The organism is Brevundimonas sp. LF-1 (assembly GCF_037055305.1).
Taxonomy (GTDB): Bacteria; Pseudomonadota; Alphaproteobacteria; order Caulobacterales; family Caulobacteraceae; genus Brevundimonas; species Brevundimonas sanguinis.
Genome location: NZ_CP146349.1, coordinates 1,612,713 through 1,632,776, shown reverse-complemented (window position 1 = coordinate 1,632,776; position 20,064 = coordinate 1,612,713). Strand labels below are relative to the sequence as shown.

15 protein-coding genes and 2 pseudogenes are annotated in these 20,064 nt (G+C 67.5%); 2 read left to right on the top strand and 15 right to left on the bottom strand.

Going from position 1 to position 20,064, the window contains the following annotated elements:
• Nucleotides 1–321: 321 nt before the first annotated feature.
• The 7 genes and pseudogenes from V8F63_RS08950 to V8F63_RS08920 all read right to left on the bottom strand — a co-directional run bounded on the left by V8F63_RS08950 (nucleotide 322) and on the right by V8F63_RS08920 (nucleotide 8,070).
• Nucleotides 322–1,764, bottom strand: coding sequence for an ABC transporter permease (locus V8F63_RS08950; protein WP_025978175.1), 1,443 nt, complete (start codon nucleotides 1,762–1,764; stop codon nucleotides 322–324).
• Nucleotides 1,761–2,726, bottom strand: coding sequence for an ABC transporter ATP-binding protein (locus V8F63_RS08945; protein WP_200215800.1), 966 nt, complete (start codon nucleotides 2,724–2,726; stop codon nucleotides 1,761–1,763). The genes V8F63_RS08950 and V8F63_RS08945 overlap by 4 nt, the downstream gene beginning before the upstream one ends.
• A 108-nt stretch (nucleotides 2,727–2,834) precedes the next feature.
• Entirely contained in the window at nucleotides 2,835–3,428 is a 594-nt protein-coding gene (locus V8F63_RS08940; protein ID WP_392352898.1) for a peptidoglycan DD-metalloendopeptidase family protein, read from the bottom strand.
• 225 nt (nucleotides 3,429–3,653) lie between these two features.
• The gene (locus tag V8F63_RS08935) at nucleotides 3,654–5,456 is read right to left on the bottom strand and encodes an autotransporter domain-containing protein (RefSeq protein ID WP_392352897.1); all 1,803 of its coding nucleotides are present in this window, start codon (nucleotides 5,454–5,456) and stop codon (nucleotides 3,654–3,656) included.
• Between the two features lie 99 nt (nucleotides 5,457–5,555).
• Nucleotides 5,556–6,785 (bottom strand): phosphoglycerate dehydrogenase, encoded by a 1,230-nt coding sequence (gene serA, locus V8F63_RS08930; protein ID WP_392355065.1) that lies wholly within the window; start codon nucleotides 6,783–6,785, stop codon nucleotides 5,556–5,558.
• Nucleotides 6,786–6,968: 183 nt separating this feature from the next.
• Nucleotides 6,969–7,445: pseudogene (locus V8F63_RS08925) on the bottom strand (HAD-IB family phosphatase); the annotation flags it as partial.
• A 109-nt stretch (nucleotides 7,446–7,554) separates the two neighbouring features.
• Entirely contained in the window at nucleotides 7,555–8,070 is a 516-nt protein-coding gene (locus tag V8F63_RS08920; protein ID WP_029972661.1) for a hypothetical protein, read from the bottom strand.
• 199 nt (nucleotides 8,071–8,269) lie between these two features.
• Here V8F63_RS08920 and V8F63_RS08915 point away from each other — a divergent pair, with 199 nt between their 5' ends.
• A complete protein-coding gene (locus tag V8F63_RS08915; RefSeq protein WP_134580142.1) occupies nucleotides 8,270–9,193 on the top strand; it encodes an Hsp33 family molecular chaperone in 924 nt (307 codons plus the stop codon).
• 51 nt (nucleotides 9,194–9,244) lie between these two features.
• On the opposite strand, the gene phoB is transcribed toward V8F63_RS08915, so the two are convergent.
• The 6 genes and pseudogenes from phoB to V8F63_RS08885 form a co-directional block, all read right to left on the bottom strand.
• Complete coding sequence (gene phoB / locus V8F63_RS08910; RefSeq protein WP_025978168.1) at nucleotides 9,245–9,934, bottom strand: phosphate regulon transcriptional regulator PhoB; 690 nt, start codon at nucleotides 9,932–9,934, stop codon at nucleotides 9,245–9,247.
• A gap of 44 nt (nucleotides 9,935–9,978) precedes the next feature.
• Nucleotides 9,979–10,725 (bottom strand): phosphate signaling complex protein PhoU, encoded by a 747-nt coding sequence (gene phoU, locus V8F63_RS08905; protein WP_025978167.1) that lies wholly within the window; start codon nucleotides 10,723–10,725, stop codon nucleotides 9,979–9,981.
• A 10-nt stretch (nucleotides 10,726–10,735) separates the two neighbouring features.
• Complete coding sequence (pstB, locus tag V8F63_RS08900) at nucleotides 10,736–11,605, bottom strand: phosphate ABC transporter ATP-binding protein PstB (RefSeq protein ID WP_392352896.1); 870 nt, start codon at nucleotides 11,603–11,605, stop codon at nucleotides 10,736–10,738.
• A gap of 5 nt (nucleotides 11,606–11,610) precedes the next feature.
• Nucleotides 11,611–12,904, bottom strand: a pseudogene (gene pstA / locus V8F63_RS08895) (phosphate ABC transporter permease PstA).
• On the bottom strand, nucleotides 12,897–14,327 hold the full coding sequence (pstC, locus tag V8F63_RS08890; protein WP_134580139.1) for a phosphate ABC transporter permease subunit PstC: 1,431 nt from the start codon (nucleotides 14,325–14,327) through the stop codon (nucleotides 12,897–12,899). Before pstC ends, pstA begins: the two are co-directional and overlap by 8 nt.
• Nucleotides 14,328–14,435: 108 nt before the next feature.
• Nucleotides 14,436–15,827, bottom strand: coding sequence for an ATP-binding protein (locus V8F63_RS08885; RefSeq protein WP_392352895.1), 1,392 nt, complete (start codon nucleotides 15,825–15,827; stop codon nucleotides 14,436–14,438).
• Between the two features lie 231 nt (nucleotides 15,828–16,058).
• Between V8F63_RS08885 and V8F63_RS08880 the strand changes: the two genes are divergently transcribed.
• The gene (locus V8F63_RS08880; RefSeq protein ID WP_392352894.1) at nucleotides 16,059–18,401 is read left to right on the top strand and encodes an ATP-binding protein; all 2,343 of its coding nucleotides are present in this window, start codon (nucleotides 16,059–16,061) and stop codon (nucleotides 18,399–18,401) included.
• A 28-nt stretch (nucleotides 18,402–18,429) separates the two neighbouring features.
• Here V8F63_RS08880 and V8F63_RS08875 read toward each other — a convergent pair whose 3' ends face one another.
• Nucleotides 18,430–18,639 carry a hypothetical protein gene (locus V8F63_RS08875; protein WP_024353321.1) on the bottom strand — a complete coding sequence of 70 codons (210 nt, stop codon included), beginning with the start codon at nucleotides 18,637–18,639 and terminating at the stop codon, nucleotides 18,430–18,432.
• A 29-nt stretch (nucleotides 18,640–18,668) separates the two neighbouring features.
• Nucleotides 18,669–19,946: an isocitrate lyase gene (aceA, locus tag V8F63_RS08870; protein WP_392352893.1), complete on the bottom strand. Its 1,278-nt coding sequence runs from the start codon at nucleotides 19,944–19,946 to the stop codon at nucleotides 18,669–18,671.
• Nucleotides 19,947–20,064 lie beyond the last annotated feature (118 nt).

Genomic DNA, 20,064 nt, shown 5'->3' with positions numbered 1-20,064 from the left:
AGATCAAAGGCCGCCCCGGTTCGCCGGGGCGGCCTTTCTTGCCTGGTTCCAAGCCGTCTCCCCGGCGCTCTCTCCCATCTCCCCTCTCCGTCATCTTCGGACTTGATCCGAGGATTCAGTTATTCGTTGGCTCGCTCTTTCCGATTCAGCGCCGCGTTCGGGGCCTCGCCCGATCCTCGGATCAAGTCCGAGGATGACAGAGCTAAGGGGCGACGACACAGGCAAAGAAAAAGCGGGAAGACGCCGCCGCCTTCCCGCTTCCAATCAGGGCGTCCCCTGCCCTTCCCCCATCAAGGGGGAAGGGAGAGGCATTGCCTCGCCTCACCGCCCCGTCACGGCCCCCATGAAGCTCTTCCAGCTCAGCTTCACGTCGGACAAGGCGCCGGCGCGGAAGGCGCGGCCCGCCGCCCAGACCATCAAGGCGGCGAACAGGAACATGCCGACCAGGCCGCCGATCATTTCGATCAGAGGCGGCCCGCTGGGCGCGCGGGCGGCCATGACGAAGGGGGTGAAGGGCGGGATCAGACTGATCACCTTCACCACCATGGCGTCCGGCGTGCGGATGGCCATTTGCATGACTAGGATCGGCACGATCAGCACCATCATGATCGGCCCCATCAGGGTCTGGGCGTCGCGCGGCGTGTCGCAGAAGGCGCCGATGGCGGCGAACAGCACCGCATACATCAGATAGCCGCCGACCAGCAGCAGCAGGAACCAGACGAACAGGCCGTCGGTCAGCAGCACCGAGCCGATGTCGCGCGCCACGTCAGGCATGCTCGCCATCAGGCCGATGGCGCCGATGCCGCCCCAGGCGCCCAGCACGGCCAGGGTCAGCAGGGCCACGCCCAGCACCTTGCCCGTCAGGATCTCGGTGGCCGAGGCCGAGGACAGCAGGACCTCCAGGATCTTGTTCGACTTCTCCTCCATCACGCTGTTCAGCAGGATCGAGGCGCCGGTCATGACGAGGGACCACAGGATGAAGCCCACCGCCAGGCCGACGAGGACCGGCAGCTTGTCGCGGAACGACACCTCTCCGCCCGACGCGGCGCGCGGCGAGAAGACCGACACTTCAGGCCGGAACCGCTCGGTCTGCGCCACCACCGAAGGATCGATGCCGCTGGACACGAAGACGCGGCTGCGGTTGGCGGACTTTAGGGCGTCGCGCACGGCGTCTTCCACCACATCGTCGGTGGCGCGGCCGGTCCAGACGCGCGCGCCGGGCTGGCCGTCCTTTTCAGTCAAAAAGACGACGGCGTTCAAACGCTCGCCCTCAGGCGCGTCCTTATCGACGTAGCGGCGGGCCAGGGCGTCGCGCGCCTCGCCCGGCGCAGCGGCCAACAGGTCAGCCGGCGCCTCGACCAGCTCAAACGAACGCTTTGGCGTCTTGAAGCCTGCGGCGGCGCGCGGCGCCTCCTTCTTCAACGCCTCCAGCCCGGCGTCGAAACCGCCCTTCTCAGCGGCCTCGCGCACGCGGTCCCCGCCCGCCGTTCCCGCCTCGGGCACGGCCGCAAGGCGCAGGGCGGCGATATCGGCGCGCCCGCGTTCCGTCTCCAGGGCCTGGCGCACGGCGGCGGCCAGACCCGACCCGGCCGGGGTTTCGTCTATGATGACGGCTTCGCGCTGAGGCTCTGCATGTTTCATCAACACCGGAATGGCGCCGCCCAGCACGGCGAACAGCGGAAAGGCCAGCAGGGACAGCCAGAAGCCAACCGTCTTGGCGTAGGCCAGGAACTCGCGGCGCGCGATCAGAAGAATGCGGCTCATCGCGCGGCCTCCATCTTGTCAGTCTTGGCGACGGACTGATCCTCGTCCGGGTGGTCGCCGGTCAGGGCGATGAAGGCGTCGTGCAGGGTCGGCTCCTTCATCTGGAAGCGCCGCACGTCGAGCCCGCTCAGGAAGGCGGCGCGCAGGGCGGATTGCGCTTCCGCCCCCGGCGCCAGGCCGACGCGCAGGGTGCTGACGGCGCCGTCCTCCGCCAGGATCTCGATGCCGCTGACGCCCGGCAGGGCGGCGACCGCGTTGCGGTCCAGCGACCCTTCCAGCTCCAGAAAGCGCGGCGAGGTTGCGCGCGCCTGATCCACTGTGCCCTCGAAGGCTTTACGCCCGCGCGCCAGCAGCACGACCTTGTCGCACAGGCGCTCGGCGTGCTGCATCACGTGGGTCGAGAACAGCACCGTCGCCCCATCGGCGGCCAGGGCGCGGATCATGGCTTCCAGCCCCTGCTGGTTCATCGGGTCCAGCCCCGAGAAAGGTTCGTCCAGGATCACGAACTCAGGCTGATGCACCACCGATGCGATCAACTGGACCTTCTGGGCCATCCCCTTGGACAGCTCCTTCATCTTCTTCTTGCTGGCCTCGCCCAGGCCCATCTGCTCCAGCATCTCGCGGCCGCGACGGCGACCCTCGGGCAGGGGCAGGCCCTTCAGGCCGCCGAAGAAGGCGATGGCGTCCACCGGCGTCATCTTCTTATAGAGGCCGCGCTCCTCGGGCAGGAAGCCGATCCGGTGGCGCACCTTGCGGCCGTCGTCGGCGCCCAGAATGTCGATGCGTCCGCTGGTGGCGGGCTGCAGTCCCAGGATCATCCGCAGGGTCGAGGTCTTGCCCGCCCCGTTGGGCCCCAGGAAGCCGCAGATCGAGCCTTTCTCGACCTGAAAGCTCAGGTCGGAGACCGCCTGGAAGCCTCCGTATCTCTTGCTGATTCCGTCCAGCGTCAGCGCCGCGACCATTCGGTTCCCCTGCGATAATTCAAGGGTCGAAGGTAAGGGCGCGAGCCGCTTCGAGTAAAGCAACTTTTACATTACGGTTTGGTCATGATGCCGCGCCGCCTGATGCGGTCAGACCGGCGCCTTCACCCGGATATCGAAGCTCTGTCCGACGATCTTGGCAGGGTCGACCTGACCGCCGTTGCGGCGGACCTCGAAATGCAGGTGCGGGCCGGTCGAATAGCCGGTCGAGCCAACCAGGCCGATGCGCTCGCCCGCCTCCACCGTCTTGCCCGAATGGACGTCGATGCGGCTGAGGTGGCCGTAAAGGCTGGTCATGCCGTTGGGGTGCTGCACCTCGATGAAGTTGCCGTAGCCGCCCGCCTGATAGCCGGCGCGCAGCACCTTGCCCTCGGTCGTGGCGAAGACTCCTGTGCCGGTGGGGGCGGCGATATCCACGCCCTTGTGCGCCCGGGTCTTGGCTTCGATCGCCAGCTTGCGCAGGCCGAACGACGAGTTGATGCGATATCCCTTCACCGGGGCTTCGAAGACGATCTTGCGCGTCACCGGACCGGCGGGCTCCGCCACCGCCTTTACGGGCGGGGCGATGGGGGCCGACACTTCGACGACCTTCTCAGGCGCGGCGGCGATCATGCCGACGGGCGCAGCGGCCATGGCCAGGACCGACAGGGCGAGCAAGGCGCCGGTTTGACCAAAACGGATCACATGCGGCCGAACGGCCGGGGGACTAGACGCATACTCAAACGACTCATTCTGAGCGCTTCGTCAGCGCGGGGGAGCCGTCAGGAAGGCGCGAACACGCACGCAAAGCGAACAACCAAGGCTCGCCGACGGCCGGATTTGACCGCCTTTTGCAATTTCACCGGGACATGAATGGGGCGCCCCGAGGGCGACACGGCGTCGCACCTCGGGAACCTTCGTTTTGCAACTCTACAGCGGCAGGCTGAACTTCACCGCCGCCATATGGCTGTCGGCATGGTCGCCGAAACGGCCCTTGTAACCGATCGAGACCTTCAGCCGCTCCATGACCGTGCCCTCGATCCCGGCGGCGGCCAACACCTGCCCGCCGAACGGCAGGTCCACGTCGCGGGCCAACACCTTGGCCGGATTGCCCAGGATGCCGGTGCGCACCGCGTCGCTGTCGTCGCTGAGGCTGTCGCGATAGCCGCCCTCGGCGTAGAAGCGGACGCGCTCGGTCCCGCCCTCGGCGCGCAGGGCGATCTCGGCCGTCGTCGCCTGCACCGAACGGTCGGCATAGGCGTATTGCGCCGCCGGCCCCTGCTCGCTGAAGCCGTCCACATCGGCGTTGATCCAGGCCACCGCCGCGCGCGGCGACAGGGCGAACCCGCCCATGTCGAACCACATCCCGCCCTGCAGCCGCGCTCCAGTCGAGACGCCGCGCGTCGAGCCGTTGTGGACGATCGGCGCCAGGCTGGTCAGACGATTGATGTCGTTGAAGTCGTCCTGAGCCACGCCCGCCGCGGCGTTGACGAACAGGTCGCCCGCGCGCCAGCCGCCGTAGACGTCCAGCCCGAAGCTGTCGATGTCCGCGCGCAGGGCGCCCGCGTCGACATCGGCGTTGCGATAGGAACCGGATAGGCCGAAACGCCATGTCTCGCTGCCCGACTCCAGGGCGATGCGCACGCCGTAGCCATCGGACGTCGCCTTGCCGATGGCGCCGCGCGCGTCCGTCTCGGTCTTGTCGGCAAGGGCGCCGACCGAGAGCGAGGTCCCGCCCATCCACGCCTCGCGCCCCGACAGAGCCGCCGTCGAACCGTCCAGCGCGTCCTCTCGGTGACGCCAAGCCGTCTCGCCCAGCACGGCCGTCTGGCTACCCAGGTCGCCGTAGTAGAGGTAGTCGTTCGCCAGCCGCGCGATCACCTCATGCCCCTTGGCCGTCGGATGCACCCCGTCGAAATAGAAGTAGGAGTCAGGGTTAGAGCACACGGTCACGCCGTTGAAGCAGGGCTGCGTCACGTTCGACACGCCAAAGGCGCTGGGGTTGCCGGAAATCACATCGCCGACCTTGAACAGGTCCATCAGGATGATGTTGGTCCCCGGCCTCGCCGCGGCCGTCGCGTTCAGCCCGGTCAGCAGGGCGCCGTTGAAGGTCGTGACGGCGAAATCCGCCAGGGGCGCGGCCGGCGTGGCCCGGAACTGCGGCGTCAGACTGAGCTTGGGCAGGTTGGTGACCAGCACCGTCCCCGCTCCCGCCTGGGCGATGCTATTGACGATGAAGTTCATGTCCGACGCGGCGCCCAGGGCCACGGGCGTAATGGCGCCGGTCGGATTGGTCGAGGCCCCGGCAGCGGGCAGACCCTGGAAGATGTTGTTCGCCCCGCCCAGGACGCTGACCAGATCGTTCGCGCCGAACGTCCCGCCGCGCTGCTGATACTGGGCCAGTTGCAGCCGCATCCCCAGGGGTTGAGCCTGGCTGTCCGTGCGCGCGCCGCCAAAGGCGTAGTTGATGCTCCCCGTCACAGGCCCCATGAAGTTGGCCGCGTTGAAGCCCAGCCGTTCGGTAAAGACCGGCCCGTTGGAGAATCGCCCCGCGCCATAGGGCGGCGAGGCCGGCGTCGATCCGCCGGTCGCCAGATAAAGGTTTCCGTTGTCCGAAAGGCTGTCGCCGAACACCACCAGACGGCTGTAGCTCTGGGCCGAGGCGGCCCCGGCGACAGACATGGCGGCCAGGCTCAGGGCGGCCAGCGCCGCTCCGCGAAGAAGACGAGTCATCGCAATCCCTCCCATCGACCGTCAGTATGCGGCCGTTAAACCGCACTCTGCGCCGCTTTTCTCAGGACGCAAGATGCCCCTGGGGAAGGTGATCGATGATCAGTGCAATCGGCGGAAGCGGATCGTGCCCGGAAGCTGCTTCAGCGCCGTCAACGCCTCGCGGTCATAGTCGCGGTCTACGTCGGTGATGACATAGCCGGTGCGCTCGTCCGTCTTCAGGTGCTGGCCCAGAATGTTCAGGCCCGCATCCGACAGCGCCCGGTTCAGCTCGGCCAGCACGCCCGGCTGGTTCCTGTGGATGTGCAGCAGACGGTGCGCGCGGCTCACCTCGGCCAACTGCACGTTCGGCAGGTTGACGCAGAAGGTCGTGTCGCCCCGGTTCAAATAGCCCAGCAGGCGCTCGGCCGCGAACTCGGCGATGGCTTCCTGCGCCTCTTCGGTCGAGCCGCCGATGTGCGGGGTCAGGATGGTCTTGTCCAGACCGACCAGCGGGCTGTCGAACGGGTCGGCGTTGGTGCGCGGCTCCTCGGGGAAGACGTCGACCGCCGCTCCGCCCAGACGGCCGGACTTCAGCGCCGCCGCCATCGCGTCGACATCGACCACATGGCCGCGCGACAGGTTCAGGAACAGGGCGCCCGGCTTCATCCTGGCGAACTGATCGGCGCCGATGATGGCGGTGTTTTCCTTGCGGCCGTCGACGTGCAGCGTCACCACGTCCGCCTCGGCCAGCAAAGCGTCCAGCGAGCGCATCCGCCGGGCGTTGCCCAGCGCCAGCCGCTCGGACAGGTCGTAGAACAGCACTCGCATGCCCAGGTTCTCGGCCAGCACCGACAACTGGCTGCCGATGGCGCCGTAGCCGACGATGCCCAGCGTCTTGCCGCGCACTTCGCGCGAACCGGTCGCGGACTTGTTCCACTTGCCCTTGTGCATCTCGCGCGACTTGTCCGTCACGTCGCGCATCAGGACGATCATCATGCCGATGGCCAGTTCGACCACCGAGCGGGTGTTGGAATAGGGCGCGTTGAACACGGCCACGCCCTTGTCCGCCGCCGCATCCAGGTCGACCTGATTGGTGCCGATGCAGAAGGCCGCCACGGCCATCAGGCGGTCGGCCGCGTCCAGCACCTTGCGGCTGACGTTGGTCTTGGACCGGATGCCCAGGACGTGCACGCCCTTGATCGCCTCGATCAGGTCGTCCTCATCCAGCGCGCCCTTCATCGTCTCGACGGTATAGCCCGCCTCCTCCAGCCGCTCGACGGCGGCGGGGTGGACGTTCTCCAGCAGCAGCATGCGGATGCGGTTGCGCGGATAGGACCAGCGCCCGGCCACGCCCTCTGCGTAGAGCACCTCGTCCAGCGAGGAGGCGACGGCGTCGGCGGCCTCGACCACCTTGGCGCGGCTGACGATCTCGGTGAAGGCGTAGAAGCGGTCGGCCGCGCCCTGAATCTTGACCTCGGCGTCGGTCCAGCCGTCGCCGACCATGACAACCGGACCTTCCAGCTGGAGCGCGCGGATGACCTCGGGCTTGCCGTTCTCGCGCGACAGGGGGTTGGCCGTATCCACGCCCGTCACCCGGTCTTCGTCGTCATAGATCAGGTCGTTGGCCAGCACATGGTCGGCGGCCACGCCCAGCCGCTCGGCCAGGGGCGCGATCACCTCGCGGAAACCGCCGGACAGGATGTAGATGCGCTCGGCGTTGCGCTGGAAGAAGTCGACGTTACGGCGGATGGAGACCGTCGCCTCGTCCAGAATCCGATCGGTCAGGGCCTCGACGTGTTCACGACGCAGAGCCAGCAGATCCAGTCGCTGCTTCAGCGCCTCGCCAAAGCCGATGCGGCCGTTCATGGCGTCGTCGGTCAAGGCGGCGATCCGGGCCTTGCGCTCGGCGGCGTCCGGGGCGTCCTTGAGCGCCAGGTCGGCCAGAGCCTCCAGCGTCTCGATGCGAACCAGGGTGGAATCGAAGTCGAAGATGAAGACAGGCGAGATCATGCGCGGGCTCTAGCCCCTCTTCGCATCCGCAGCAATAAAAGGGCGCCGCAGCGCCCTTTCCGCATGATTTTTCCACCTAACGGTGAAAGCCGGCTTAGCCGCTCTCGCGTCACCCCTTGCGACGGCTTTCCAGCGCGGCCGCGCCGATCACGGCGGCGATAGTGGCGACGGCCAGAAGGGCGCCGCCCTCCTTGGCGTAGTCGCGGGCGAAGTCGCCGGCGTCTTCGGCGTAGCGGCGCGCCTGCTTGGTGTAGCGGCGCATCGGGCGGCGCGACTTCTTCTTGGCCAGGCGATACCATTGGTCGGCCCGTTCGCGAGCCTCAGCGCCAAAGCGGCCGGCCCGTTCATGGGCGTGGCCGCCCATGTCGGCGGCGCGATGGTTCAAATCATCAGCCCCGTGGCGCACGCCGCGCGCGATGTCGTCGAAGCGATGACGCAGGGCCTCGGCGTCGAACCAGCCGCGCGGGTCGATGCGGGTCTTGATCCGCTCATAGCGCGTCGGGCCGTTGCGCTGATTCAGCAAGATCGTCGCCAGACCCACGCCCGCCAGCACAGCCACTACGCCCGCCACGATCCCAGGGTGTTTGCGGACCTCGTCCACGACGTTGAACTCATGATCCATCATGTCAGACCTCATGTAGGCGGATGGGAAGGGAAGGGCTTTTTCAGCTAAGGGAGCGAGCTTCAGCACAAAGAGTTCCATGGTCCCGGTCAAGCCTGACGAACCGCGCCGGCGCGTGGCGTGAGCGACACGCCCTCCCCTTACCAAGCGGCCTTGGCCTCCCTATGTTGCGCCGCTTCCGACAGTTTGCAGGATTTTCGCCGTGACCGATCACGCGCCCGACGCCCCCATCGCCGCCCCCACGGACGACTTCGCCGCCGCCTTCCAGATCGAAGGCTGGCCGGTGCGCGGCCGCCTGGTCCGCCTGGGCGAGGCGATCGACAAGGTGCTGTCGGCCCACGCCTATCCGGAACCGGTCGCCGCCCTGCTGGGCGAGGCCTGCGTGCTGGCGGCCATCGTCGGCTCGGCGCTGAAGTTCGACGGCCGCCTGATCGTTCAGGCCCAGGGCGACGGCCCGGTGCGCTATGTCGTGGCCGACTACGGCACCGACGGGCATCTGCGCGGCTTCTGCCGCTTCGATCCTGAAGAGGTGGCCAAGGCCGCCGAAGGCTTCGCACGTCCGGGCGCCAAGACCCTGTTGGGCGGCGGCGTCTTCATCATGACGGTGGATCGCGGCGCCGACTTTGAACGCACCCAAGGCGTGACCCCCATCGAGGGCGAAAGCCTGTCGCTGTGCGCCGAACACTACTTCTCCCAGTCCGAGCAGGTGCCGACCAAGGTGCGCCTGGCCGTCGGCGAGGTCGAGACGGATCAGGGCCGGTCCTGGCGCGCCGGCGGGGCCATGATCCAGGTCATCGCCGGCGACGAATCGCGCGGCTCGACCGAGGAGGTGTGGGAGCGCACCCGCGCCCTGTTCGCCACCCTGGGCGACGACGAGTTGATCGACCCGACCATCAGCGCCGAGACCCTGCTGTATCGCTTGTTCCACGAGGACGGCGTGCGGCTGGAAGGCGCCAAGGCGCTGGCCGCGGTCTGCCGCTGCTCGAAGGACCGTATCGCCACCGTGCTGCAATCCTTCCCGACGGAAGAACGCGCCGAGATGGTCGAGGACGACGGCAAGATCCGCGTGACGTGCGAATATTGCTCGGCCGTTTATGACATCGACCCGGAAGAGATCATCGGCTGACGGAAGCGCCACGTCTTTCCCTCCCCGTCCCGGGGAGGAAGAGGGCTCGGGTCAGTTATTCAGATCCAGCGAATAGCCCGCCGAGCGCACGGTGCGGATCGGGTTGACCGTGCCTTCGACGTTCAGCGCCTTGCGCAGGCGGCCGACGTGGACGTCCACCGTGCGGGCCTCGACATAGACGTCCGAGCCCCAGACCGCATCCAGAAGCTGCTCACGGCTGAACACCCGGCCCGGATGTTTCAGGAAGTGATCCAAGAGGCGGAACTCCGTCGGCCCCAGGTGCACCTCGCGACCCGCACGGCTGACGCGGTGGGCGACGCGGTCCATGATGATGTCGGCGTGGTTGACCCGATCGTCGGCCAGGCCCGGACGGATGCGGCGCAGCACGGCGCGAATGCGCGCGGTCAGCTCCGTCATCGAGAAGGGCTTGGTCATGTAGTCGTCGGCGCCGGTGTCCAGGCCGCGCACGCGGTCCGTCTCTTCGCCGCGCGCGGTCAGCATTATGATCGGCAGGTTGCGCGTCTCGGCCCGGCCGCGAATGCGGCGGCAGACCTCAATGCCCGACAGCTTGGGCAGCATCCAATCCAGCAGGATCAGGTCGGGGGTGCGCTCCTCGACCTGCAGCATCCCCTCCTCGCCGTCCGAGGCGACGGCCACGTCATAGCCTTCCTTCTCCAGATTATACTGAAGCAGGGTAGCCAGGGCGTCCTCGTCTTCCATCACCAGGATATAGGGTTGCACGTCAGCCTCTCCGGTTCGTCGAAGTCGTCAGCGATGTAGGGGGATCAGTCGTCCGCCGCGTCGGGAGACGCAGACAGATGCGGGGTCGGCGTCGGTTCTTCGCCGGGACCGGGCACGGCCTTGGGCCGTTCGCCCAGCATTTCCTCGCCGGTGATCTCATAGTGGACCGTCTCGGCGATATTGGTCGCGTGGTCGCCGATCCGCTCCAGGTTCTTGGCCATGAACAGCAGGTGGGTGCAGGCCGTGATCGTGCGCGGGTCGCCCATCATGTAGGTGAGCAGTTCGCGGAACAGGGCGTTGTAGTGCTCGTCCACCTCGTCGTCGGTCTGCCAGACCGACAGGGCGCGCTCGATCTCCGAGGCCGTATAGGCGTCCAGCACGTCGCGCAGGCGGTTCGACACCAGCCGCCCCATGCGCTCGATGGAGCGGGTCAGCGGCTGCATCGGCTCGGCCTCGGCCAGGATCAGCGCCCGCTTGGCGATGTTCTTGGCCAGATCGCCGGTCCGCTCCAGGTCCGAGGCCAGCTTCATCGCCCCCAGGGTGCGGCGCAGGTCGCTGGCGACCGGCTGACGCAGGGCGATCAGGCGGATCGCCTTCTTCTCGATGTCGCGATGCAGGGCGTCCAGGCGGCTGTCGCGCTCGACCACCGCCCTGGCCAGAGCCACGTCGCGGCGGGCGACGGATTCGATGGCGTCCGCCACCTGGGCCTCGGCCAGGCCGCCCATGCGGACCACCTCGGCCGTTAGCTGGTTCAGTTCGTCGCCGTAAGCCTTGACCGTATGCTGGTTCATCGTGGCGTCCTCAGCCGAAGCGGCCGGTGATGTAGTCGAGCGTGCGCCGCTCGCGCGGGTTGGTGAAGATCTCTTCGGTGTCGCCGGTCTCGACCAGCTTGCCCATGTGGAAGAAGGCCGTGCGCTGCGACACGCGGGCCGCCTGCGCCATCGAGTGGGTGACGATGACGATGCAGTAGCGTTCGCGCAGTTCGTCGATCAGCTCCTCGATCTTGGCCGTGGCGATCGGGTCCAGCGCCGAGCAGGGCTCGTCCATCAGGATGACTTCGGGCTCGACCGCGATGGCGCGGGCGATGACCAGGCGCTGCTGCTGGCCGCCCGACAGGCCGGTGCCCGGCGAGTGCAGACGATCGGCGACCTCGTCCCACAGACCCGCGCGCTTCAGCGCCTTCTGCACGATCTCGTCCATCTCGGCCTTGGACGAGGCCAGACCATGAATCTTGGGCCCGTAGGCGACGTTTTCATAGATGGTCTTGGGGAAGGGGTTCGGCTTCTGGAACACCATGCCGACCTGGGCGCGCAGCAGCACCGGATCGATCTTGCGGTCATTGATATCGCCGCCGTCCATCTCGATGCGGCCGGTCACGCGGGCGCCAGGGATGGTGTCGTTCATGCGGTTCATCGTCCGCAGGAAGGTCGACTTGCCGCAACCCGACGGCCCGATAAGCGCCGTCACCGTCTTGTCCGGGATGTCCAGCGAGACGTCGAACAGAGCCTGCTTGTCGCCGTAGAAGACGCTGACGTCGCGCGCGGCGATCTTGATGGGCCCCAGCGGCGCCGAGGCGTGGGCGCCGACCGTCGGCGCGGTCGTCAGGGTGGCGGGCTCGGAGGCGCCGCCGTTCGAGGCGCCTTCGGGAGCGCGGATGATGGGGGACTTCATAGGATTTACCACCGGCGTTCGAAGCGACGGCGCAGCAGGACTGCGGCGGCGTTCATGACGATCATGAAGGCGAGAAGGACAAGGATGGCGGCCGCCGTCCGCTCGTGGAAGGCGCGCTCGGAGGCGTTCTCCCAGATGTAGATCAGCGACGGCAGAGCGCCGACGGGCTCGTCGATGGCGTGCGGCACGCCCGGCACGAAGCTGATCATGCCGATCAACAACAGCGGCGCCGTCTCGCCCAGCGCGTGGGCCATGGAGATGATCGCGCCGGTCATCACGCCGGGCATGGCCAGCGGCAGGACGTGGCCGAACACCGTCTGGGTGCGGCTGGCGCCCATGGCCAGGGCCGCTTCGCGGATCGACGGCGGCACCGCCTTCAGCGACGAACGGGTGGCGATGATGATGGTCGGCAGAGCCATCAGCGCCAGCACCAGACCCCCGACCAGCGGACTGGCCCTCGGCAGGTGCAGGAAGTTGATGAACAGCGCCAGACCCAGCAGGCCGTAGACGATGGACGGCACGGCGGCCAGATTGTTGATGTTGACCTCGATGATCGCCGTGATGCGGTTGCGCGGCGAATATTCCTCCAGCCAGACGGCGGCGCCGACGCCGACCGGAATGGCGATCAGGGCCGTCACCATCAGCATCAGGGCCGAACCGACCACGGCGCCCAGCAGGCCCGCCAGTTCCGGCTGGGTGGAGTCGCCCTTGGTGAACAGGGCCGCGTTGAAGTGTGCGCGGATGGCGCCCGAGGCCTTCATCTTGTCCAGCCAGTCCATCTGCGCATCGGAGACGCGGCGCTGGTCCTCGGGCTGATCGCGGGTGATCTTGCCCTTCAGATACATCTCGGCGTCGTCGGACAGCGGGGCGGCGACCGGCACGGTCTGGCCCAGCAGGCTGGGCTGGCGCGCGATCATCTTGGCGGCCTGGAACTTCAGTTCTGAGGACAGCAGGGCCTTCATGGCCGAGGCTCTGGTCCCCTGATCGTCGTCCTGAACGCCCAGGCGGCGGATCTGCTGCTCGGCGACGATCTGCTCGGAATTGGCCTTGAGGATAGGAACGGTCGATGCGCGCCGGATCCATATAGACCGGCAGGGTCACGGTGTGGGCGTAGAAGGCGGTGTAGCCCTGGGTGACGATGCTGCCGAGCAGGATCACCAGGAAGGCCAGGGCCACGCCGATGGCCGCACGGCCGTACCAGCGGAAGCGCGTCTCGCGCGCATAGCGGGCGCGCAGGCGGGCCTTCAGGCGCTGGGTGCGCGGGCTGACGCCGGTCATGGGGGAAGCCGCGTCAGTCATACTGTTCCCGGTAGGCTTGCACGATACGCATGGCGACGATGTTCAGCAGCAGGGTGACGACGAACAGCGTCAGGCCCAGACCGAAGGCGGCCAGCGTCTTGGGACTGTTGAACTCCTGGTCGCCGGTCAGCAGGGTGACGATCTGGACGGTGACGGTGGTGACCGTCTCCAGCGGGTTCAAGGTCAGATTGGCGGCCAGGCCAGCGGCCATGGTCACGATCATGGTCTCGCCGATGGCGCGCGACACGGCCAGCAGCAGGGCCCCGGCGATGCCCGGCAGGGCGGCAGGTAGCAGCACCTTCTTGACCGTCTCGGACTTGGTGGCGCCCATGGCGTAGGACCCGTCGCGCAGGGACTGCGGCACGGCGTTCAGGATGTCGTCGGACAGGGAGCTGACGAAGGGGATCAGCATGATCCCCATGACCGCCCCCGCCACCAGAGCCATCTGGTTCTGCACCAGCGACAGGTAGACGCCGAGGCCGTTCAACGGCCCGCCGATCAGCAGGTCGCCAATCCCGTTGAAGAAAACGCGCAGAGCCGGTCCCACGGTCAGGGCGGCGAAGAAGCCGTAGACCACGGTCGGCACGCCCGCCAGAACCTCAAGCGCAGGCTTGACCAGGGCGCGGGTCTTACGCCCCGAATACTCCGACAGATAGACGGCCGAGAACAGGCCGATCGGCGCCGCCACCGCCATCGCGATCAGCATGATCAGGAAGGTGCCTGCGAACAGGGGCACGGCCCCGAAGGCGCCCGACGATCCGACCTGATCGGCGCGAATGGCGATCTGCGGGCTCCACTTGGTCCCGAACAGGAACTCGGTGATCGGCACCATGCTGAAGAAACGCAGCGAATCGATCACCAGCGAGAAGATGATGCCCAGCGTCGTCAGCACCGCCACCGCCGAACAGGCGAACAGGACGCCGGTGATCCAGCCCTCGACCTTGTTGCGCGCGCGCAGGTCCGGGCGGATGCGGGTGAAGACGAACAGGCCGCCCAACACGGCGGCGATCAGGGCGGCGACGCCCCCGCCCCAGCTCAGGGTCGAGGCGATGCGGTGGGCGCGACGGCCCTCGGCCGGCAGCTCCTCGGCGTAGGGCGCGGGCCAGATCTGGCGCGCCTCCTGCCCCGCCCCGACCAGGCGGGCGTCGGCGAAGAAGGCCTCGCGGCGGAAGGGCTCAAGCTGAGCGACGCTGTCCGGCGCGCCCGCCCGCATCATCTGCTGCTCGATCGAGGTCGAGAAGACCGAGGCGGCGATCAGCATGGCCAGCGCCGGCGCCCCGACCCAGATCAGGGCGTAAAGTCCGTGTTGGCCCGGCCGCGAATGCGACTTCGCGCCTCGGCTCCGACGCACGGCCAGCGCCCGCCCGGCCACATAGGCCATGACGACGAAGGCGATCAGCAGCAGCAGGAAAATCCAGATCATCCGGTCCGATCAGCGCAGGAATCGACAAACGCGCCGGGCGCGGTGCGTTTCGGCCGGGAAACTGCCTGCGATACGTCAGCGGATTAAGACGGCTGGATGACAGTTATGTTACGGCGCAGGTCTGTCATGTCGCAGTCCTGTAACGGTGAATCCGCAAACGCCCGGATTTCCTTCGCTTCCGTCAGCTTTCAGAGGTCGGAGCCAGCGGGAAACAGGCGGCAAAGATAGCCCCTGTCCGGGCGCGCTGTCCACAGACAGGCCGCCTCGGTGACGAATGATGATGTGCCGGACAATGGCCAGGCCCAGGCCCGTGCCCTGACGATCGCCGCTCTTCTGTCCCTCGACACGATAGAAGCGCTCGGTCAGGCGCGGCAGATGCTCGCGCGCCATCCCTGGCCCGTGATCGCGTACGGTGACCACGGCGTAGCGCTGCCCGGCCTCGCGGTCCGGCGTGGCCAGCGACAGGCGGTTGCCCTCGGCCATCCGGCTCGACATGGCCTCGTCCAGCGTGCGGTCGATCTCGATGCCGACCTCTATGGTTCCGCCAGCGCTGGAGTACTTAAGGGCGTTGTCGATCAGGTTCTGCACCACCTGGGCGATCTCGTCCCGGTCGCCGGTCACGGCGGAGCCGCCGTGCGGCAGTTCCGCCTTGATCGTCACTTGGCGCTCGCGCGAGATGACGCTGACCGCATCGACCACGTCAGCCGTCGCCCGCGCCAGATTGACCCGGCCCAGCGGCGCGATGTGTTCGTTCAGTTCGATCCGGCTCAGAGACAGCAGGTCGGCCACCAAACGCCGCATCCGGTCGGCCTGCACCGCCATGATGTCGAGGAATTTGTCGCGCGCCTTGGGGTCGTCCTTGGCGTGGCCCTTCAGCGTCTCGATGAAGCCTGACAGCGAGGCCAGGGGCGTGCGCAGCTCGTGGCTGGCGTTGGCCAGAAAGTCGACGCGCATCTTCTCCATGCGCCGCACGTCGGTCTCGTCGCGCAGCGCCAGCAGAGCCAGGGCCCCGCCGCCCCAGTCGTTCGCCTCGCGCGCGGGAAGCGGCCGGATCAGGGCGCGCCAGTGCCGTTCCTGAGCGCCGCCGCCGACATATTCCACCGCCCCCGCCACACCCTCGAACAGGGCTTCATCCACCGCTTCCAGAACGCGCGGTTCGCGGATTACCGAGACCAGCAGCCCCGCGCCGGTCCCGCCCAGCCGAAACAGATCACGCGCCGCAGCATTGGCCAGGGCGATGCGGCGCCCGGCGATATCGTCCGCCTCGCCGCCGCTGATGATGAACAGAGGATCGTCCAGCGCTTCGAACACATCGCCCAGCAAAGCCGCATCCGGCCCCAGGTCCACGGAGCCGCCGTCCAGCTCGGAAATATCCACCGGCGCCGGGGGCGTCCGGTTGACCAGCCAGGTCGCCAGAATCACCGCCGCCGCGCCCGCCGCCAGCCACCCGGCCAATTCCGGCTTCATCACCGCCAGCACCGCCATGACCAGGACCGCCACGCCGCCGCTGGCGCCCGCCGTCCAGAGCCGGGACGTCGCCGTAGGGGCTACGGGGGATGGCGGATGCTCATAAGGCATGGTGATCGACGTTATCTCATTCTTCAGCAGACCGACGTTAGGCTGCTGGACTTGGGGCGCCGAGTCGCACGACGTCAAACGACACTAACGGCGTTTCTTCACGGATTTACGGCGGATTTTTCAACAGTTTTCGGAGCAAGCGGAACACAGGCCATGAGGACCGTCATCAGTTGCCTCGTCAATGATCACGACTGGCGCCTGCTCCCGGTCGCCATACTGGTCTGCCTGTTCAGTCTGGCGACCGCCTTCGTGCTGGCCGACCGGGCGCGTCGCGTGGCGCGGCGCTCGCGCCTGCCCTACATGGCGGCGGCTCCGCTGGTAGGCGGGCTGGGAGTGTGGAGCACCCATTTCATCGCCATGCAGGCCTATGACGCCGGCGTGCCGGTGCGCTATGACCCGGCCGAAACCCTGTTGTCGCTGGCCGTCATCGTCCTGGCTCTGGGCGCCAGCATCAGCCTCGGTTTCGCAGCCCTGGGTCCCCGCCACCGTTCAATAGTCAACTTGGGACGCAGAGCGCCGGGCGGCCTCCTTCCAGCGGTGACCGCAGGTTTCGGCGTCGCGGCCATGCATTTCGTGGGCATGGACGCCGTGCGCCTGTCCGGCGCCGTCATTGTCTGGAACCTGCCTCTGGCGATAGCGGCCGTCGCCGGCGGGGTCGCCATTTTCGCCTCCATCGCCTTCCTGCGCTCATGGCGCGACTGGCGGGCGCTGGCGGGCGGAACCGGCATTGCGGCGCTGGGCGTCTGCTGGCTGCATTTCGTCGGCATAAGCGCAGCCGCCGTCACCCCGGCGCCCGGCGTGCTGCTGCCCGAAGCCGCCGCCTCGGCCCGGCTCATCGGCCTGTGGACGATGATCGGCGTCGGCCTGACGGTGCTGATCGCCGCCTTCCTGACCGGCATGATGTGGTGGTCGCGCCGCAGCGTCCTGGGGCAGGTGCTGGAGGCGATTCACGCCATGCCCGACGGCCTGGGCGTCTATGACGCCGACGACCGGCTGCAAATCTGGAACCAGCGGTATCTGGATATCAGCCCGCATCTAACCAGCGCCTTGAAAGTCGGCGTCTCGTTTGAAGAACTTCTCGACATCGGCCTGAAGGCGGGCGTCTATCCCGAGGCTGTCGGCCGCGAACGCGATTGGGCCGCAGAACGACTGGCCCAACGCCGCAATCCACAGGGCCCGCGCGAGCTCCAGGTCGGCGATCGCTGGCTGCGCGTCCAGGACCGTCGCACCACCGGCGGCGGCCTGGTCACCGTCTGTTCGGACATCACCGACATGATCCGCAGCGCCGAAGCCCTGGCCGAGGCGCGCGACGCCGCCGAGACCGCCAACCGCGCCAAGAGCCGCTTCCTGGCCAATATGAGCCACGAGATCCGCACGCCCCTGAACGGCGTCATCGGCGTGGCTCAGGCGCTGGCGCGAACGGAACTGAGCGCCGCCCAGCATGAGATGCTGGACCTGATCCAGTCGTCCAGCCGCACCCTGCAGACCCTGCTCAGCGACATTCTGGACCTCGCCCGGATCGAGTCCGGACGGCTGGACCTGAAGGAGGAAGCCTTTGATCTGGCCCGCGTCGTCGAAGAAGCCGCCCTGCTCTACGCCGCCGCCGCGCGCGACAAGGGCCTGCAGTTCATCGTCGAGGTGGCGCCCGAAGCCTGCGCCTGGGTCATGGGAGACCCCGTTCGACTGAAACAGGTGCTGACCAATCTGGTCTCCAATGCGGTCAAATTCACAACCTCCGGCTTCGTCAGCCTGACCGTCGACGCCGCCCCGGCGCAGGGGCCTCAGACCCTGCGCTTCGTCGTGCAGGACACCGGCATCGGCTTTGACGCCCCTACTCGCGATCGCCTGTTCAACCGCTTTGAACAGGCCGACGGCGACATCACCCGCCACTACGGCGGTTCAGGCCTGGGGCTGGCGATTTCGCGCGATCTGGCGGCCATGATGGGCGGCGACCTGGACTGCGAGAGCGAACCGGGCGCGGGCGCCGCCTTCATCCTGACCCTGCCGTGGCGCGAGGTTTCCGCGCCCGATACCGCCGCGCCCGCCTCCCTGCCGCAGGCCTGCGAGCCGCACGCTTGCGACCCGGCCCCGCGCCGCCTGCGCATCCTCGCCGCCGATGATCACCCCACGAACCGCAGGGTGGTCGAACTGATCCTCGACCCGTCCCTAGTCGACCTGGTCTCCGTCGAGAACGGCGCCGAAGCGGTCGAGACCTATAGGGCCCAGACCTTCGATCTGGTGCTGATGGACATGCAGATGCCCGTCATGGACGGCGTGACCGCCGTGCGTGAAATCAGGCTGCATGAGGCGATCCTTGGCCTTACGCCCACGCCCATCGTCATGCTGACCGCCAACGCCTTGCCGGAACATCTGGAGCAGGCTCTGGTCGCCGGCGCCGACCGGCATATGGCCAAGCCGTTCAGCGTCGAGACGCTGCTTTCCACGGTCGCCGAGCTGACCGCGCAAACGCCTCAGGCCGCGGAAGCCGCGGCCTGAGATCGCCTACATTCAATAGCGACAGCGGCTATTCGTAGCCGTGCGCCGCTTCATTGATGACCTGGCTGGGCATGGACGAGAAGTCCACGCTCAGCGGCCGGGCGGCCTTGGACTGGAACGTCCTGATGACGTGCTCCAGACGGCGGCGCGCCTCTCGCTCGCCCTCGCCTGATCCGTCGAGCCCCAGCGGAGCCAGACAGAAGTCGATGATGGCCTGTGGTCTGCTCAGCGGTTCCATAGGGTTTCCTTTCCTGTGAAGTCTGGAACTCAGGCGGCGTGGAACTGGGCGGTTTCGGTCGAGTCCTTCAGGGCCGTGGTCGAGGACTGGCCGGAAGAGATGACCGTGGCGACATCGTCGAAATAGCCGGTGCCGACCTCGCGCTGGTGGCGCGTGGCGGTGTAGCCGGTCGCCTCATTGGCGAACTCGCGCTGTTGCAGCTCCGAATAGGCCGCCATGCCGCGATCGCGATAGCCCGAGGCCAGCTCGAACATCCCGTTGTTCAGGCTATGGAAGCCCGCCAGGGTGACGAACTGGAACTTGTATCCCATGGCCCCCAGTTCGCGCTGGAACTTGGCGATGGTGTCCTTGTCCAGCTTGGCCTCCCAATTAAACGAGGGCGAGCAGTTGTAGGCCATCAGCTTGCCGGGATGCTCCTTCTGGATCGCCTCGGCGAACGTCTTGGCGTCGTCCAGATCGGGGTGCGAGGTCTCCCACCACAGCAGGTCGGCGTATTTCGCATACGACAGGCCGCGCGCGATGCAGTGGTCCAGGCCTGTGCCCGGCTTCAGGCGATAGAAGCCCTCCGGCGTGCGGTTCTCGCGGTCGATGAAGGGGTGGTCCCGCTCGTCGATGTCCGAGGTGATCAGCTGGGCCGATTCCGCATCCGTGCGCGCCACCGTCAGGGTCGGGGCGCCGCAGACGTCGGCGGCCAGGCGCGCGGCGATCAGGTTGCGTTCGTGCGCCTGGGTCGGGATCAGCACCTTGCCGCCCAGGTGGCCGCACTTCTTTTCGGACGCCAGCTGGTCTTCGAAGTGGACGCCCGCCGCGCCCGCCTCGATGAAGGCCTTCATGATCTCGAAGCTGTTCAGCGGCCCGCCGAAGCCGGCCTCGGCATCGGCGACGATGGGGGCGAACCAGTCGCGCTTGGCGCCGCCCTCGGCGTGCTCGATCTGGTCGGCGCGTTGCAGGGTGCGGTTGATGCGGCGGCACAGGTCCGGCGCGGCGTTGGCCGGATACAGCGACTGGTCCGGATACATGGCCCCGGCCGTATTGGCGTCGGCCGCGACCTGCCAGCCCGACAGATAGATGGCCTTCAGACCCGCCCGGACCATCTGCATCGCCTGGTTGCCGGTCACGGCGCCCAGGGCGTTGATGTAGGGCTCGCTGTGCAGCAGCTCCCACAAACGGTTGGCGCCGCGTTCGGCCAGCGTATGGGTGACCGGCACCGAGCCGCGCAGACGCAGAACGTCCTCCGGCGAGTAAGGGCGCTCAATGCCGTCGAAACGGCCGGCGGGCGAAGGAACCAGATCGGCGAAGGTCGTCATGTTCGTCTCGGTCTCGATAAGGCGCGGCCGCAGCCGCCGTCCCGAAGACCTGAACACGCACCCGTCACGAATGACACAGCATTAGGAGCGTTATTAAAGTCAAACGGTCACATAATGA

What these genes read in the sequence shown, in the direction of transcription:
- phoU (WP_025978167.1), bottom strand. Translation starts at nt 10,725, where the DNA reads ATGAACCAGCATACGGTCAAGGCTTACGGCGACGAACTGAACCAGCTA.
- V8F63_RS08945 (WP_200215800.1), bottom strand. Translation starts at nt 2,726, where the DNA reads ATGGTCGCGGCGCTGACGCTGGACGGAATCAGCAAGAGATACGGAGGC.
- V8F63_RS08875 (WP_024353321.1), bottom strand. Translation starts at nt 18,639, where the DNA reads ATGGAACCGCTGAGCAGACCACAGGCCATCATCGACTTCTGTCTGGCT.
- aceA (WP_392352893.1), bottom strand. Translation starts at nt 19,946, where the DNA reads ATGACGACCTTCGCCGATCTGGTTCCTTCGCCCGCCGGCCGTTTCGAC.
- V8F63_RS08880 (WP_392352894.1), top strand. Translation starts at nt 16,059, where the DNA reads ATGAGGACCGTCATCAGTTGCCTCGTCAATGATCACGACTGGCGCCTG.
- pstC (WP_134580139.1), bottom strand. Translation starts at nt 14,327, where the DNA reads ATGATCTGGATTTTCCTGCTGCTGCTGATCGCCTTCGTCGTCATGGCC.
- V8F63_RS08920 (WP_029972661.1), bottom strand. Translation starts at nt 8,070, where the DNA reads ATGATGGATCATGAGTTCAACGTCGTGGACGAGGTCCGCAAACACCCT.
- pstB (WP_392352896.1), bottom strand. Translation starts at nt 11,605, where the DNA reads ATGAAGTCCCCCATCATCCGCGCTCCCGAAGGCGCCTCGAACGGCGGC.
- V8F63_RS08950 (WP_025978175.1), bottom strand. Translation starts at nt 1,764, where the DNA reads ATGAGCCGCATTCTTCTGATCGCGCGCCGCGAGTTCCTGGCCTACGCC.
- V8F63_RS08935 (WP_392352897.1), bottom strand. Translation starts at nt 5,456, where the DNA reads ATGACTCGTCTTCTTCGCGGAGCGGCGCTGGCCGCCCTGAGCCTGGCC.